The organism is Mycobacterium lacus (assembly GCF_010731535.1).
GTDB lineage: Bacteria > Actinomycetota > Actinomycetes > Mycobacteriales > Mycobacteriaceae > Mycobacterium > Mycobacterium lacus.
Window position 1 is genome coordinate 1070090 of sequence record NZ_AP022581.1, and the last position, 14386, is coordinate 1084475.

General features: G+C 65.8%; 13 protein-coding genes and 2 pseudogenes. 11 read left to right on the top strand and 4 right to left on the bottom strand.

Annotated features, from left to right (window positions below):
* Window positions 1-10: 10 nt before the first annotated feature.
* A complete protein-coding gene (locus G6N24_RS05025) occupies window positions 11-817 on the bottom strand; it encodes a TetR/AcrR family transcriptional regulator (protein WP_085158707.1) in 807 nt (268 codons plus the stop codon).
* 160 nt (window positions 818-977) lie between these two features.
* Here G6N24_RS05025 and G6N24_RS05030 point away from each other — a divergent pair.
* From G6N24_RS05030 to G6N24_RS05065, 8 genes and pseudogenes are all read left to right on the top strand, one after another.
* Window positions 978-1208 (top strand): annotated as a pseudogene (locus tag G6N24_RS05030) (SDR family oxidoreductase); the annotation flags it as partial.
* A gap of 20 nt (window positions 1209-1228) precedes the next feature.
* Window positions 1229-2236, top strand: coding sequence for a dihydrodipicolinate synthase family protein (locus G6N24_RS05035; RefSeq protein WP_085158584.1), 1008 nt, complete (start codon window positions 1229-1231; stop codon window positions 2234-2236).
* 78 nt (window positions 2237-2314) lie between these two features.
* The gene (locus G6N24_RS05040; RefSeq protein WP_085158702.1) at window positions 2315-3169 is read left to right on the top strand and encodes an enoyl-CoA hydratase; all 855 of its coding nucleotides are present in this window, start codon (window positions 2315-2317) and stop codon (window positions 3167-3169) included.
* A gap of 2 nt (window positions 3170-3171) precedes the next feature.
* Window positions 3172-4374, top strand: a complete 1203-nt coding sequence (locus G6N24_RS05045) for an amidohydrolase family protein (protein WP_085158705.1) — start codon at window positions 3172-3174, stop codon at window positions 4372-4374.
* A gap of 11 nt (window positions 4375-4385) precedes the next feature.
* Window positions 4386-6002, top strand: coding sequence for an acyl-CoA synthetase (locus tag G6N24_RS05050; protein ID WP_085158582.1), 1617 nt, complete (start codon window positions 4386-4388; stop codon window positions 6000-6002).
* Window positions 5999-6820, top strand: coding sequence for an amidohydrolase family protein (locus G6N24_RS05055; RefSeq protein WP_085158580.1), 822 nt, complete (start codon window positions 5999-6001; stop codon window positions 6818-6820). Before G6N24_RS05050 ends, G6N24_RS05055 begins: the two co-directional genes overlap by 4 nt.
* 12 nt (window positions 6821-6832) lie before the next feature.
* On the top strand, window positions 6833-7876 hold the full coding sequence (locus G6N24_RS05060) for an acyl-CoA dehydrogenase (protein WP_085158578.1): 1044 nt from the start codon (window positions 6833-6835) through the stop codon (window positions 7874-7876).
* Window positions 7877-7878: 2 nt separating this feature from the next.
* A complete protein-coding gene (locus tag G6N24_RS05065) occupies window positions 7879-9057 on the top strand; it encodes an acyl-CoA dehydrogenase family protein (protein ID WP_085158576.1) in 1179 nt (392 codons plus the stop codon).
* Between the two features lie 153 nt (window positions 9058-9210).
* Here G6N24_RS05065 and G6N24_RS05070 read toward each other — a convergent pair whose 3' ends face one another.
* A complete protein-coding gene (locus G6N24_RS05070) occupies window positions 9211-10707 on the bottom strand; it encodes an acyl-CoA carboxylase subunit beta (RefSeq protein WP_085158574.1) in 1497 nt (498 codons plus the stop codon).
* Window positions 10708-10751: 44 nt separating this feature from the next.
* On the opposite strand from G6N24_RS05070, the pseudogene G6N24_RS05075 reads away from it, so the two are divergent.
* Both G6N24_RS05075 and G6N24_RS05080 read left to right on the top strand, forming a co-directional pair.
* Window positions 10752-11120: pseudogene (locus tag G6N24_RS05075) on the top strand (LLM class flavin-dependent oxidoreductase); the annotation flags it as partial.
* 22 nt (window positions 11121-11142) lie between these two features.
* A complete protein-coding gene (locus G6N24_RS05080) occupies window positions 11143-12378 on the top strand; it encodes a cytochrome P450 (protein ID WP_085158572.1) in 1236 nt (411 codons plus the stop codon).
* A 353-nt stretch (window positions 12379-12731) separates the two neighbouring features.
* On the opposite strand, the gene G6N24_RS05085 is transcribed toward G6N24_RS05080, so the two are convergent.
* Window positions 12732-12986: a serine hydrolase gene (locus G6N24_RS05085; RefSeq protein ID WP_163745417.1), complete on the bottom strand. Its 255-nt coding sequence runs from the start codon at window positions 12984-12986 to the stop codon at window positions 12732-12734.
* Window positions 12987-12999: 13 nt separating this feature from the next.
* On the bottom strand, window positions 13000-13428 hold the full coding sequence (locus G6N24_RS25295; RefSeq protein WP_163745418.1) for a serine hydrolase: 429 nt from the start codon (window positions 13426-13428) through the stop codon (window positions 13000-13002).
* 61 nt (window positions 13429-13489) lie between these two features.
* Here G6N24_RS25295 and G6N24_RS05095 point away from each other — a divergent pair, with 61 nt between their 5' ends.
* Window positions 13490-14314: an SDR family NAD(P)-dependent oxidoreductase gene (locus tag G6N24_RS05095; RefSeq protein ID WP_085158700.1), complete on the top strand. Its 825-nt coding sequence runs from the start codon at window positions 13490-13492 to the stop codon at window positions 14312-14314.
* The last annotated feature ends 72 nt before the right edge of the window (window positions 14315-14386 follow it).

Below are 14386 nucleotides of genomic sequence, written 5' to 3' on the forward strand. Positions count from 1 at the left end.
CCGCCGATGGCTACCGTGGGGCGCCGGCCTTGGACCGTCCACGCGCAACGGGCGACTTGGCCGCCTTGCGTGCCCGGGACGGGGCTGACTTCGTGGCCTTCTTGCCCTCCTCGATCAATCGGCCGGCATGGTCGAGGATGCATTCGAGCCCATATTCGAAGTTCGTCTCGTCGGGGGCCCCGATGCGGTGACCCTTGCCGGTCACTCGAGCGATCAGCGGTGTGGTCTGGGGATCAATGGCCACGGCGTCCTCGATGGCGCGGGGTCCGTTGTCCGACGACTGATTCTTTTCGTAGAGCCGATGCAGCACCACTGATCCGCGGACATGGACCGAAACCGCCGAGTAGGTGTCGAAGGCGTCTTCGGGCGAGAGTCCCGCCTCCACCAGGTTGGCGATCGCCCGCTCCATCTCCTGAGCGCCCACGCGCGCCGCCTTGGGGCTCAGCGCCGCCCGAATCAAAATCAGATCGCACAATATCGGGTTGCCCATGAACGTCTTCCGCATCAAGCGGGCATGATTGCGCAGCGTTTCACGCCAGTCGCTGGCTTCAACGTACGGGGTGGCGAATACATACTTGCTCAAGGCGCGGTCGGTCATCGCATTGAGCAGATCGTCCTTCTTGCGGAAGTACCAGTAGATGCTGGTGACGCCGACACCGAGGTGTTTGCCAAGAAGCGGCATGCTCAGGTTGTCTATTGACACCTGCTCCGCGAGTTCGAATGCGCCGCTGATGATGTCATCGGGATTGATGGACCCGCGCTCGCGTCGCTGACGCTTGTCTGCGGTTGTCTGCTTTGCCACTACGGGCACCTCCATCAACATCTAGCCCACGCCTGCGGCCGGTGATGACCATCAACCTTACCGGTGGTGCGGTTTTTCGTCTGCTACTGTAAAACCTATCGTAGGCTTTTTGGTAAATGCACTTCTTGGGTTGATACGCGTCATGGATCTAGGCCTGGCGAATGCCGCCACAGTGGTGATCGCGTCCCAGTCGCTGGTCGGCCGGGCCACGTCGATCGGTGTCGACGGCAACGATCCCTATCACCTGATGGACGCGATCGCCGAGCACTTCGGACATCCGGCTCAAATGCCCCGAGCGGGTCTGCCCGACGAAATCGGTCCCGTCATGACATTCCTTGCGTCGCTGCGCAACTCCTACATGACCGGAGCCAATATCAACGTCGACGGCGGTTCCGACTTCACCTGACGACTCAGAAGGAGGCTGCGGTGGTGACCTCGGGTGAGGCGCGCGCCTGGGCGCGCGGCGCTTTACGGGGAATCGGCGACTCGCTGTACACGCCGTTTTGCGGCCCCGACGGTGACGACATCGACTGGGACGCCTACCGGGCGCTGGTGCGCTACTGCGTGGCCGATCTCGGGCATCCGATGTTGTGGTGCACCAGCGGCATCGGCGAGTTCTGGTCGTTGACCCTCGATGAGCGCAAGCGCTTGCTGGAGGTCGCGATCGAAGAGGCGCGCGGCGCAAATCCCGACGTCGTCGTGCAGGCCTGTACTTCGGCGATGACGGCCAAGGACTGTCTGGACTTAACGCTGCACGCCCAACACGGCGGCGCCGACATCGCCTACCTACAAACGCCGGTGATGGAAGTGCACGGCGGCGAAGGCGTGCTGAGATTCTTCAAATACATCGCTTCGCGCACCGATATCGCCTTGGGCATGTTCAATTCCCCGTCCTCGGGTTACGTGCTGACCCCGGCCGAAAGCGCGCGGATCTACGACGAAGTGCCCGCGGTATGCGCCACGAAGGAGGGCGCCTTTCGCCCGGAGGCCAGTCGGCGGCTGCATCAGTTGGCGCCCGACCTGGTGATCTGGGAATGCGACAAGACGGTGTACCGCGCCGGGTGGCTGCGCGCCGGAATCGTCTGCCCCGCCCAGTTGGGCACCGCCGGCTACCTGTTCGAGACCCCACAGCGGCGATTGTTTTCCGAGTACTGGGATCTGGTGCAAAACGACAAGTTGCTCGAGGCCATGGACTACGGACGCGATTCGGGTCTGGATCAATTCGATATCGACATCGGATCGTGGTGGACCTGCTACCCAGGACGACCGGATTACTTCACCCACTGGGGCGGGGCATTCAAGTATGCCGCGTCGTTGCTGGGTCTGCCGGTGGGCGCATATCCCCATTCGCGGCCTCCGCAAGCGGAGTTGCCGGCCGAGGCGAAGACCCAGATCGCGGCCGCCTATCGCCGCCTCGGGCTGCTACGTCCTTAGCGGTACCGAGCGGAATGCAGTACCGATAGGTATACAGTATGCGTACAAGTACGCTGAGTCATGCCCGAGGAGGCGCCGATGAGCACCGTGGATGCCGAGGACGCGGTGCTCTACGAGGCCGGGCCTCCCGGCGTCGCAATCCTGACGTTCAATCGCCCGGACCGCCTCAATGCCTGGGGTCCCGACATTGCCGCCGGCTTCTACGCGGGCATCGACCGTGCCGAAGCGGATCCGGCCGTTCGGGTGATCGTGGTGACCGGTCGGGGCCGGGGGTTCTGCGCCGGGGCTCATCTGGGCGCGCCGGGTTCGGCATCCGGGCTCGGCGAGTCGATGGAGAAGGCGGGTCGGACGAGTCTGGCGGACTTGGTCGGCGAACGCCCACCGCACTTCGTGACCACGCTGCGCAAGCCCGTCATCGCCGCGATCAACGGTTCGTGTGTCGGCATCGGTCTGACCCAGGCGCTGATGTGTGACGTCCGGTTCGCGGCCGCCGGGGCCAAGTTCGCCGCCGTGTTCGCTCGCCGCGGGCTGATCGCCGAGTTCGGCATCTCGTGGATATTGCCCCGCCTGACCAGTTGGGGTGTTGCCCTCGATCTGTTGTTGAGCGGCCGTACCTTTCTCGCCGGCGAGGCGGCCGAACTGGGCCTCGTCAAGGAAGTTGTCGCACCCGACGACTTGCTGAGGCGTGCGCTGGAATATGCGGGGGACATCGCCCAAAACTGCTCGCCCGCTTCGATGGCCGTGATCAAGCGACAGGTATACGGCGACGCCACCCGCGGTGTCGCAGAAGCCACTTCACACGCCGAGGTCTTGCTGCGCGAGGCGATGCCGCGGCCGGACGTCATCGAGGGGATCGTGAGCTTCCTCGAGAAGCGGCCGCCGCAGTTTCCTTCCCTCACCCCATCTGACGCGTGGAGCGCCCGGAAAGGATGATCATGGGTAACCTGAGCTACCAGGCGATCGACGTCGACAATCACTACTACGAGCCGCTGGACGCGTTTACCCGACACCTGGACAGAAAGTTTCGTAGGCGCGGCGTCCAGATGTACAGCGACGGCAGGCATACCCAGGCCATCATCGGCGACCGGGTCAACCGCTTCATCCCCAACCCCACGTTCGATCCGATCATCGTGCCGGGCTGCCTGGACTCGCTGTTTCGTGGCGAGATTCCCAAGGGTGTGGATCCCGCATCCTTGATGCAGGTCGAAAAGCTAGAGCTGCGACCGGAATACCAGAACCGCGACGCGCGAGTCGCGGTGGTGGAAGGCCAGGGCATCGAAACGGTCTTCATGTTCCCCACCTTCGGATGCGGGGTCGAGGAAGCGCTCAAGGATGACGTGGAGGCCACGATGGCCTCGCTGCACGCCTTCAACCGATGGCTGGACGAGGACTGGGGGTTTGACCGCGACGATCACCGCATCCTCACAGCGCCAATGATTTCCCTCGCCGATCCGCAGCGGGCCGTCGAGGAGGTCGATTTCGTGCTGGACCGCGGCGCAAGGCTGGTCCATGTGCGGCCGGCCCCGGTACCGGGCGTCGGAAAGAACCGCTCACTCGGGCATCCGTCGCACGATGCGGTCTGGTCCCGCCTCGCCGAGGCGAACGTCCCGGTGGCATTCCATCTGGGTGACAGCGGATATCTGAAGATCGCCGCCATGTGGGGTGGCAAGGACACCTTCGAGGCCTTCGCCGAGCCCGACCCGCTCGACAAGATCCTCGTCGACGACCGGGCAATCCACGACACCATGGCTTCGCTGATCGTGCACGGGGTTTTCGATCGCCATCCCAAGCTTCGGGTCGCCAGCATCGAGAACGGCTCCGAGTGGGTGCACCGACTTGCCAAGCGGCTGAAGAAGACGGCGAACCAACAGCCGCGTTGGTTCCCCAACGACCCGGTCGACACGCTGCGCAACCACGTCTGGGTGTCCCCCTACTACGAAGAAGACCTCACGGTGCTCGCGGAGAAGATCGGCGTCGAACGCATCCTGTTCGGCTCCGACTGGCCCCACGGTGAAGGCCTGGAATCACCGCTTTCGTTCACCGACGAGCTCGCCGGGTTCGGCGACGACGAGGTTCGAAAGATCATGCGCGACAACGCATTGGACCTCCTCGGCGTCAAAGTGGCGCTGGCGGCCTAGGTGGCACAGCCGTGGCCGAATGGACCATCGGGGCCGTCCTCGACGCGATCGCGGAGCTGGTTCCCGATCGCCTGATGACCGTATGCGGCCCCCGGCGCAGCTCCTTCGGTCAGGCGGCGCAACGATCCGGCCAGCTGGCTAATTACCTCAGCGACAAGGGATTCGGTGTCCATCGTCCGCGCGAGACACTGCAAAGGTGGGAATGCGGTCAGGACCGGGTCGCCCTCATCATGCACAACGACCTCTACCCCGACATGGTGATCGGGTGCCTCAAGGCACGAGCCGTTCCGGTCAACGTGAATCATCACTATTCGCCGCGCGAGATCCGCGACCTGCTCGACTACGTGGGGCCGCGGGGCATCATCTACCACCGCTCGCTGGGCGCCCGGTTCGCCGAGGTGCTGCCTCCCAGCGGTACCGAACTGCTGGTGTCCATCGACGACGGGAGTTCGGTTCGGCAACTGCCCGGCGCCGTTTCGCTGGACGACGTGCTGGCGGCCGGTAAGTCGGACGACGACCTGCCGGGGTCGCCGGACGACCTGATCATGATGTGCACCGGCGGCACGACGGGACGGCCCAAGGGCGTCCTGTGGCGACAGAGCGACATGTACGTGACGTCGATGGCGGGGGCCGACCACGCGGGCGTCGACGAGATCCACCAGACCGTACGCGTCGGCGGCCCGCCCTGGTTCGCCATCTCGCCGCTGATGCACGCGGCCGGCATGTGGACCGCGTTCGCCGCGCTCCTGCACGGCCTCACCGTCGTGATGTACGACGACCGCGACAAGCTCGACGTGCGGTCGGTGTGGGAGACGGCGGAGCGCGAGAAGGTGGGCATGATCACGATGGTCGGCGACGCGTACGCCGGGCCGCTGGTCGCCGAGCTGCGCGCGCGTCCGTACGACCTGTCCTCGGTGCACTCGGTCGGCACCGGAGGGGCGGCCACGAATCCGAAGTACAAACGGGGGCTGATGGAGTTCCTGCCACAGGCCACCATCATCGAGGGTTACGGGTCGTCGGAAACCGGAAACATGGCCGTCGGATACAGCCGTGAGGGAACCGCAAGCGAAACCTTTGAACCCAGGGTCGGCGCGACGGTCGTCTCCGCCGACCGCAGCCGGTTCCTGCGGCCCGGTGAGCACGAGATCGGTTGGGCGGCCAGGATGGGCCGGATTCCGCTCGGGTATTTCAACGATGCCGCGGCCACCCAGCGGACTTTCCCGGAGATCGACGGCCGGCGTGTGGTGATACCCGGCGACCGCGCATCCGTCGAAAAGGACGGCACCATTCGCCTATACGGCCGCGATTCGCTGGTCGTGAACACCGGCGGCGAAAAGGTATTCGTCGAAGAGGTCGAGGAAGTCCTGCGCGCACATCCGGGCGTTGCCGACGCGCTCGTGGTCGGACGGCCGAGCGAGCGGTGGGGACAGGAAGTCGTCGCGCTCATCGCCACGCAGCCGGGCGTCACCGCGGACGAGCAAGGCCTCTATGCCTTCTGCACCTCGCGGCTGGCGCATTTCAAGGCCCCCAAGTTGTTCATCTTCGTCGAGCAGATTCAGCGTCTCGGCAACGGCAAGCCGAACTACCAATGGGCGAGAAACCAAGCGACGCAACGGGTCCTGTCATGACGCATCAAGTGATTGACTGCCTGGTGAATGTGCACTTCGGGGAGGCCGAAGCCCAGCCCAGCTGGATGCTCAAGGTACGCGACGACTATTTCAAGGGCCCGGAGTCGATGTTCGCCCCCGTCGAGCTGGCCGAGCTGCTCGCGGAGATGGACGCCCACGGGGTGGCGCAGGCGATCCTGATGGATTCGCTCGTCAACCCGTCCACCACCGCGCGCAAGTTCGTGGAGGCTCAGCCGGATAGGTTCGCGTTGGCCATGGGTGGGGTCAACCTGCTGCGTCCGGTGCGCCCGTTGCGCGAGTTGAGCGCCATCGTCAAGGAGTTGCCGGTGGCCTACGCCGTAGTGGGACCGAGCTTTTGGGGCGACGGGCAGTACCCGCCCAGCGACGCCGTCTACTATCCGCTCTACGCCAAGTGCGCCGAACTCGACCTGCCGCTGTGCGTCAACACCGGCATCCCCGGGCCACCGATCCCGGGCGAGGTGCAGCATCCCATGCATCTGGACCGGGTGTGTGTCCGATTTCCCGAACTGAAGCTATGCATGATCCATGGCGCCGATCCGTGGTGGGACGTCGCGATCCGGCTGATGCTCAAGTACGCCAACCTGCGCCTGATGACCTCGGCCTGGTCACCCAAGCGGCTGCCGGAAAGCCTGTTGCACTACATGCGAACACGCGGTCGGGACAAGGTGATCTACGCGTCGGACTGGCCGGTGTTGCGCATGCGCCGCGTGATACCGGAAGCCCTCGCGCTGGACCTGCCGGCCGACGCGCTGGACAACTACCTCTACAACAACGCCCGGGAATTCTTCTTCTCCTAAGGAGTACTGACGATGGACCGCTTCGAGCTACGAAGGCTCGACTACAGCCTGTGCGAAGATCACGAGGCGCTGCAGGCCGCGTACAAGCAGTTCTTCAAAACCCGCTGTCCGATCGAAACAGTCCGTGCCGCGGAGCTTTCCGGGTTCGACGAGAATCTGTGGGAGCGGTTGTGCGCGATGGGTGCGACGACGATGGCACTGTCCGAGTCCTGCGGCGGCGACGGGGCGACGCTGGTCGATCTCACCCTGGTGGCCGAGGAGATCGGCCGGTCGTTGGCGCCGGTTCCCTGGATCGACCACGTGTGTGCCGCGCGCTTGCTGGCGCGCGTTGGAGGAGACACGTCGGGCGTCCTCAACGCCGAACAGCTGGTCGCACTCGATCCACGGAGCGACAGCGGTCCGGGTCCCCGGCTGATTCCGACCGGGTCGATCGCCGACCTCATCATCGTCCATGACGGTGACCAGATCGTGCGCCTGGCCTTTGGCACCCGACCGGCGAAGGTCGACAACATCGGTCGGCTGCCGATGGCCTGGGTGGATCCGGCCGCGGCCGACACCCGGACGGTGGTGGCCAGCGGATCCGACGCGCTGGTGAATTACCAACGGGCGACCGATGAGTGGCGACTGCTGACCGCCGCCGCCCTGGTGGGTCTGGTCGAACAGGCGATGACCATCGCGGCGGAGTTCGCGAAGACCCGCTACACGCTGGGTGTGCCCATCTCGACGCTGCAGGGCATTTCGCACCCGCTGGCCAACATGGCCATCACCGTTTCGGCCGGGCGCAACCTCGCCCGGCGCGCCGCCTGGTTCCTGGACAACGAGCCCGACGAACGCGCCGAGCTGGCGCCGTCGGCGTTCGTGTTCATGGCCGAGGAGGCGGCCAAGGCGGCGACCATGGCGGTCCATATCCAAGGCGGCCTTGGGGTTTCGGCGGAGGCTGCCGCGACGGCGTACCTGGTGCGTGCCCGCGGGTGGCCGCTGGCGGGCGGAGACCCGGGTGCGGCCGCGCAGCGGGTCGCCGAAATCGTGTGCGCCCGCGAGAGTGTCAGGACCTAATGATGGATTTCTCCCGGGTCGAACTGTCCGACGAGGACCTCGCCTTCCTCGACGAGGCGCGAAGCTTTCTGGCCACCCACGTCACCGAGGAGGTCCGGCGCCGCGACCGCGAGACGGGTGACAACTTTGACGAGGGTCTGCATTTGGCGTTCGGTGCCGCAGGCTATTTGGCCGCGGAGTGGAAGCCGCACACCGAAGGCGGGTTCAGCCGGGTGCGCCGCCGCATGTGGGAGCTGGAGAAGCGGCGGGCGCACGTGCCGTGGGTGACCTGGGGGACGACCGCCATGGTGGCGCGGTCGGTGGTGAAGTTCGGCTCACCCGAACTCATCGAGGAGGTGATGCCCGGGGTCTTCAGCGGCCATGTCCGGCTGTGCCTGGGCTACACCGAGCCCGAGGGCGGCTCCGACGTTGCCACCTGCAAGACCCGGGCGGTGCGCGACGGTGGCTCGTGGCTGATCAACGGGTCGAAGATGTTCACCACCGGCGCGCACAACTGCCAGTACGTCTTCCTGATCACTAACACCGCCCCGGACGCGCCAAAACACAAGAACCTGACCATGTTTCTGGTTCCGCTGGACTCGCCGGGCATCGAAATCCGGGGCATCCGCACGGTCGACGGCGACCGGACCAACATCGTCTATTACAGCGAAGTCCGCGTCGACGACAAGTACCGGCTGGGCGAGGTGAACGCGGGCTGGGCCGTGCTGCGCGAGCCACTCAACACCGAGCATGGTGCGGTCGCGGCTGCACCCGACGGCCTGCAGGACACGTCAATCATGATGCACCAGGCCGGTTCGATGGCCCAGGCGGTCGACGGGGTCGCGGCGCGCGCGGCGCAGCCGAACCCCAACGGGCGGCGTCTTCTCGACGATCGGTCGGTGGCGTATCGACTGGGCCGCAGCGTCGCCCGGATGGAAGCGGCGCTCAGCGCGCCGGACATCTTCGGCCGGGTGGCCATCGCACAAACGATGCGAGACATCTCGCCGGACCTGATGGACATCCTCGGGGCGGCGTCGGCGCTACCGTTCGGCGCTGACGGGGCCGCCGACGACGGCGGCGCCGAGTATGTCTATCGATTCGCGCCGCTGGTGGGAATCTACGGCGGCACGCTCGAGGTGTTCCGCAACATGATCGCCCAGCACACGCTGGGCTTGGGCAAGCCGACCACACGCCGACCGTGAAATGACGGCGACCGTCGCAGGCGTGTCGGCGCCGTAGTTGCACGCTGGCCGCTGACGACCCGCCGAGCAGACGCGAAAGCCCCCATTTGGCAGCCCAAATGGGGGCTCTCGCGTCTGCTCGGCGCTGCTCGGCGCCGCTCGGCGCCAACGAAATCACGGCATGATCAACGTGCGGGTCACCGGTTCCGCGGGGGCCTGCCGGCTGGACAGACCGCGCTGCAGCGAGGCGAGCAACGCGTCGCGCGTCTCGCGGGGATCGATGAGCTCGTCGATGCCCATGTGCTCGGCCGAGCGGTACGACGCTTGCAGCTCGGCGTTGCGCAGCCTGGCGGACAGGTCCTGATCGGCGTGTGACGCGCGGCTCAGCGCCGCGGCGCCCATCGCGCCCATCGTCGCCCCCGGATAGGCGAACGTGGCCACCTGGCCGTCGAAGCTGATCAGCCCCATGACCATGGAGCCGAAACCATAGGCCTTGCGCAGCGTCACGTGCAGCTTCAGCGTCGTCGCCGCGGTTTGCGCGGCGAACATCCGTGCGCCGCTGCGCAACGCGCCCTCCCGCTCGGACCGACTGCCCGCCAACATGCCGGGGTTGTCCGCCAGGAAAACGATCGGCAGGTGGAAGGAGTCGGCCACCATGATGAAATGCGCTGCCTTGTCGGCGGCGTCGGCGTCGATGGACCCGGCGAGGACCCGCGGCTGGTTGGCGACGACCGCGACCGGATGCCCACCGAGATGGGCCAGCGCGCAGATGATCGCCTTTCCGAATCCCGGTTGGACTTCGAACCAGTCGGGACAGTCGAAGACCACGTCGAGCACCGCCCGCATGTCGTAGACGCGACGGTTGTCGCGCGGGACGATGTCGAGCAACTCCGGTGTCGGCCGAGGGTTGGCTGCCTCTGAGGCTGGCAGCGACGGCGGATACGACCACGCGCTCGGCGGGAAATACGACAGGTAGCGGCGGACGGTGTCGAGCACCGCCTCGTCGTCCTCGGCGACGTTATGGATTACCCCGCTGGCGACGGCGACGTCCGGCCCGCCGAGGTCTTCCTTCGAAATATCCTCTCCCGTAGACTCTTTCACCACAGGCGGCCCGGCCGTAAAGATCGCGCCCTGGTGGCTCATGACGGTGAAGTCGCAGACCGGGGCGACCAGTGCGCCGTGTCCGGCCGATGGCCCCAGTACCGCGGCGACCGTCGGCACCCGGCCCGAGCACCGTGCCTGGGCGAGCAGGTCGGTCGGGGTGCGCCCGTAATGTGCACCGGCGGGGCGAAACCCGGCGCCTTCGAGCAGCATCACCAGCGCGACCTTGTCGCGCAGCGCCAGCTCGGCGATGCGGTAGCGCTTGGAATTGCTGCCCGGTGCGATGGTTCCGGCCAGCGTCGTGAAGTCTTCGGCGCCCACCATCACCGTTGCCCCATTGATCCGGCCGGAGCCCGTGACGATCGCGTCGGCCGGGATTTCGCCGCCGACCAGCGTGCCGAATTCGCGGAAGGTGCCGGGGTCGAGAAGTCGCTCGATGCGGGTGCGGGCGTCGAGCTTGCCCTTGCTGCGGTGCTTGTCCAGCCGCTCCCGCCCGCCCATACCCCACGCGTGCTGACGGCGACGCTGGAGATCCTCGAGCGTCTCCTCCCAATCCTCGGCTTTCGTCATGCCTCTGTCCTACATACTGGATCACTTACTGTAAAGTTACCCAAATGGGTAGCGCCTCCGGGCCCAAGATCGATGGTGGCATCCCTACCAAGCTCGCACGCGCGGCCGTGGCGGCCAACGCCCTGGAACAAGACGGATACGACGGGAGCTGGACGGCCGAAGCCAGTCATGACCCCTTTCTGCCGCTGCTACTGGCCGCCGAACACACCTCGCGGCTCGAGTTGGGCACTAACATCGCGGTGGCGTTCGCCCGCAATCCGATGATCGTCGCCAACATCGGCTGGGACCTGCGGGCGTATTCGGAGGGCCGGTTCATTCTCGGCCTCGGAACCCAGATCCGGCCGCATGTCGAGAAGCGCTTCAAGCAGATCGCGTCCTGCCGATCTTCGCGGCGACGCCGTCCTGTCAGAGCGCCGCACTGAAGGGGTTTCGCCGATGAGCACGAAGACGATCGACGAGGCCGCCAAGGTATTGGCAGATCCGTTGGCATACACCGACGAACCGCGGTTGCACGCGGCGCTAAAGCACCTGCGCGCCGGCGCTCCGGTGGCGTGGGTCGACGTGCCGAACTACCGGCCGTTCTGGGCGATCACCAAGCACGCCGACGTCATGGACATCGAGCGCGACAACACGCTGTTCACCAACTGGCCGCGCCCGGTCCTGGCGACCGCCGACGGTGACGAGCTGCAGGCCGCCGCGGGAGTACGCACGCTGATCCACATGGACGACCCGCAACACCGGGTGGTGCGCGCGATCGGCGCCGACTGGTTTCGCCCGAAGGCGATGCGGGCGCTGAAGGCCCGCGTTGACGAGCTGGCCAAGATCTATGTCGACAAGATGATGGGCGCGGGCCCCGAATGCGACTTCGCTGCGCAGGTCGCGGTCAATTACCCGCTCTACGTGATCATGTCGCTGTTGGGCCTGCCGGAGGCCGACTTTCCCCGCATGCTCAAGCTGACCCAGGAGTTGTTCGGCAGCGACGACAGCGAGTTCAAGCGCGGCACCACGAGCGAGGATCAGCTGCCGGCGCTGTTGGACATGTTCGGATACTTCAACGCGGTGACCGCATCGCGCCGGGGGCATCCCACCGAGGATCTCGCGTCGGCAATCGCCAACGCCCGCGTCGACGGCGAGCCGCTATCTGACATCGACACGGTGTCCTACTACCTCATCGTCGCCACCGCCGGTCACGACACCACCAGCGCGACCATCTCCGGCGGTCTGCACGCGCTCATCGAGAATCCCGACGAGATGGCACGGTTGCGTGACGATCTCGGCTTGATGCCACTGGCCACCGAGGAGATGATCCGCTGGGTCACCCCGGTCAAGCAGTTCATGCGTACCGCAGCCAGTGACACCGTGGTACGCGGAATACCCATCGCCGCAGGCGAATCCGTGCTGTTATCTTATGTCTCGGCCAACCGAGACGAGGATGTCTTCGAGTACCCGTTCCGGTTCGACGTCGGGCGCGAGCCCAACAAACACGTGGCGTTCGGCTATGGCGTGCACTTTTGCATGGGTGCCGCCCTGGCCCGCATGGAGGTCAACAGCTTCTTCACCGAGTTGCTGCCAAGACTGAAATCCATTGAGCTGACCGGTGATCCGCAGCTCATTGCCACGACATTCGTCGGCGGCCTCAAACACCTGCCGGTTCGCTACTCGTTCGCGTGAGCGGTCTAGATGGCGGCCGCGACCTGTTTGAGCATCGCCGGGCCGTGATTGTTGGCCAGTACGGGTGGCTTGTCCTTTTTCCAATAACCGTTGACCAGGATGGCGATTCCCAGTGGCTCCTCGGTGGGGCCCGGGGGCCTGAAACCGATCCAGCACGAACAGCCACCCGCCGGGTCAGACCGTCTTTCCAAATGATCTGCGGCGGACCGGGTTCGACTTGCCACGCCAGCCCCATGCGCGCCGGCCCGCGGTTCGGTTTTCCGCACACGTCGACCGACAGGGGGCCGGCTGGATCGTGGTTGCCAGCGCCTTCATCAGTGTTGGCGCTCCACTGACCGCACCCAGATGCGCCATCAGACGGCGGCGAAGCCCAGCGTGATGAAGCCGTGGTTCGAATAGGTCCAGCAGCTCCCCGGTTGGGGGCCGTTGTGGGACCGCCACGCACGGACCAGGCTCGGCGGCGGCACGGAAGGATTCTTGAGGAACAGGCCGGCACCGTCTTCTGGACCGGTGGAGTTCTCCGGGAGACCCGACGTGTGCCGGGCGAGCATCCTGGGCGTGATCTGCCGCATTGCCGGGCTCAGATCGCCGCCAAGATAGCGTCGCAAGCCGGCATCCCAGTCAGTCCGGCCGAGTCGACACCCCGTTGGCGAACGGCGCGGCGGTGAAGGTCTTGGTGATCGATCCGATCGCGAAGATCGTTCGCGCGGTGGGCGGGGTCTGTTCGGCGCCCGTTCCGTACATGTAGAAGCGATTGAATTGGCGGTTGGGACATGCGAAAGCCACCGCGATCCCATAGTTTCGGCCGGGTGCCTTGGCCCGCAGGTGGTCCAGCAGCGTATGCGCGTGATCGCCGATGATCCGGTCCACATCGGCCTGGGTGAGCCTGATGGGCCGGGCCCGCGTATCCGGGGCCGGGGTCGCGGTCTCGGTGGGCCCCGACTGCGGCGGCGTGGCCGGCGCGGCACAGCTGGTAAGCGCACCGCTTACGCCAACGACGCCCGCCAGCGCGGCGAGCCGCCCGAACTTGCGCCGAGTTATGTCGCCCATGTGAGCAGTCAATGACATTTCGGCGCGGATCGATACACTCCCGGTGGAGGACGCCATCGATATGACGAATAGGACGATCGTCATCACGGGTGCCAGTGACGGCATCGGCGCGGCGGCGGCGCGCCGGCTCAGCGCGCATGGCGAAAAGGTCGTCGTGGTTGGCCGGTCGGAAAGCAAGACCACCGCAGTGGCCCGGGAATTGGGCGCGGATTATTTTGTGGCCGACTTCGCGGACCTGTCTGCGGTGCGGGCCTTGGCGGACAAGATTCGTGCCGAGTACCCGCGCATCGACGTTTTGGCCAACAACGCCGGCATGATGGTCCACAAGGTCCACCTCACACCCGATGGATATGAAATGACCTATCAGGTCAATTACTTGGCGCCGTTTCTGCTTACCACGCAGTTGTTGGATCTGCTGGTGGCCTCACGGGCGACGATCGTGAACACGACCAGCTCGTCGCATCGGCTGGTTCGCCTGGCCAATGTTGCCGACGTGGAGAACACCGGCAGGCGACGGCCCAGCGTCGCCTACGCGTACTCAAAGCTGGCAATCGTCTTGTTCACCAAGGAATTACACCGGCGCTACCACGACCAAGGGCTCGCCGTCGCGGCGGTTCACCCCGGCTATGTCAACTCCAACTTCGGGGTGGCATCGGAATCCCGCGTCATGGCGTTCATGGCGCGGTACACGCCCGCCGAGCGATTCACCTCGACCGTCGACCAGGGAGCCGATCAGCTGGTCTGGCTGGCTTCGAGCACGCCCGGAGTCGACTGGACGTCCGGCGAATACTACTCGAGGCGCAGGGTCGCGAAAGCCAACCGCGCCGCCTACGATCTGCGCCTGGCCTGCGAGCTGTGGGAGCGGACGCTGGCCAGGCTGGCGTAGTAGCATTCTCTGCTCACCCGGCTGGGTCAGATTCCCGGGCATGCATGCATAGCGGCCGTGATCGGGCGGCCG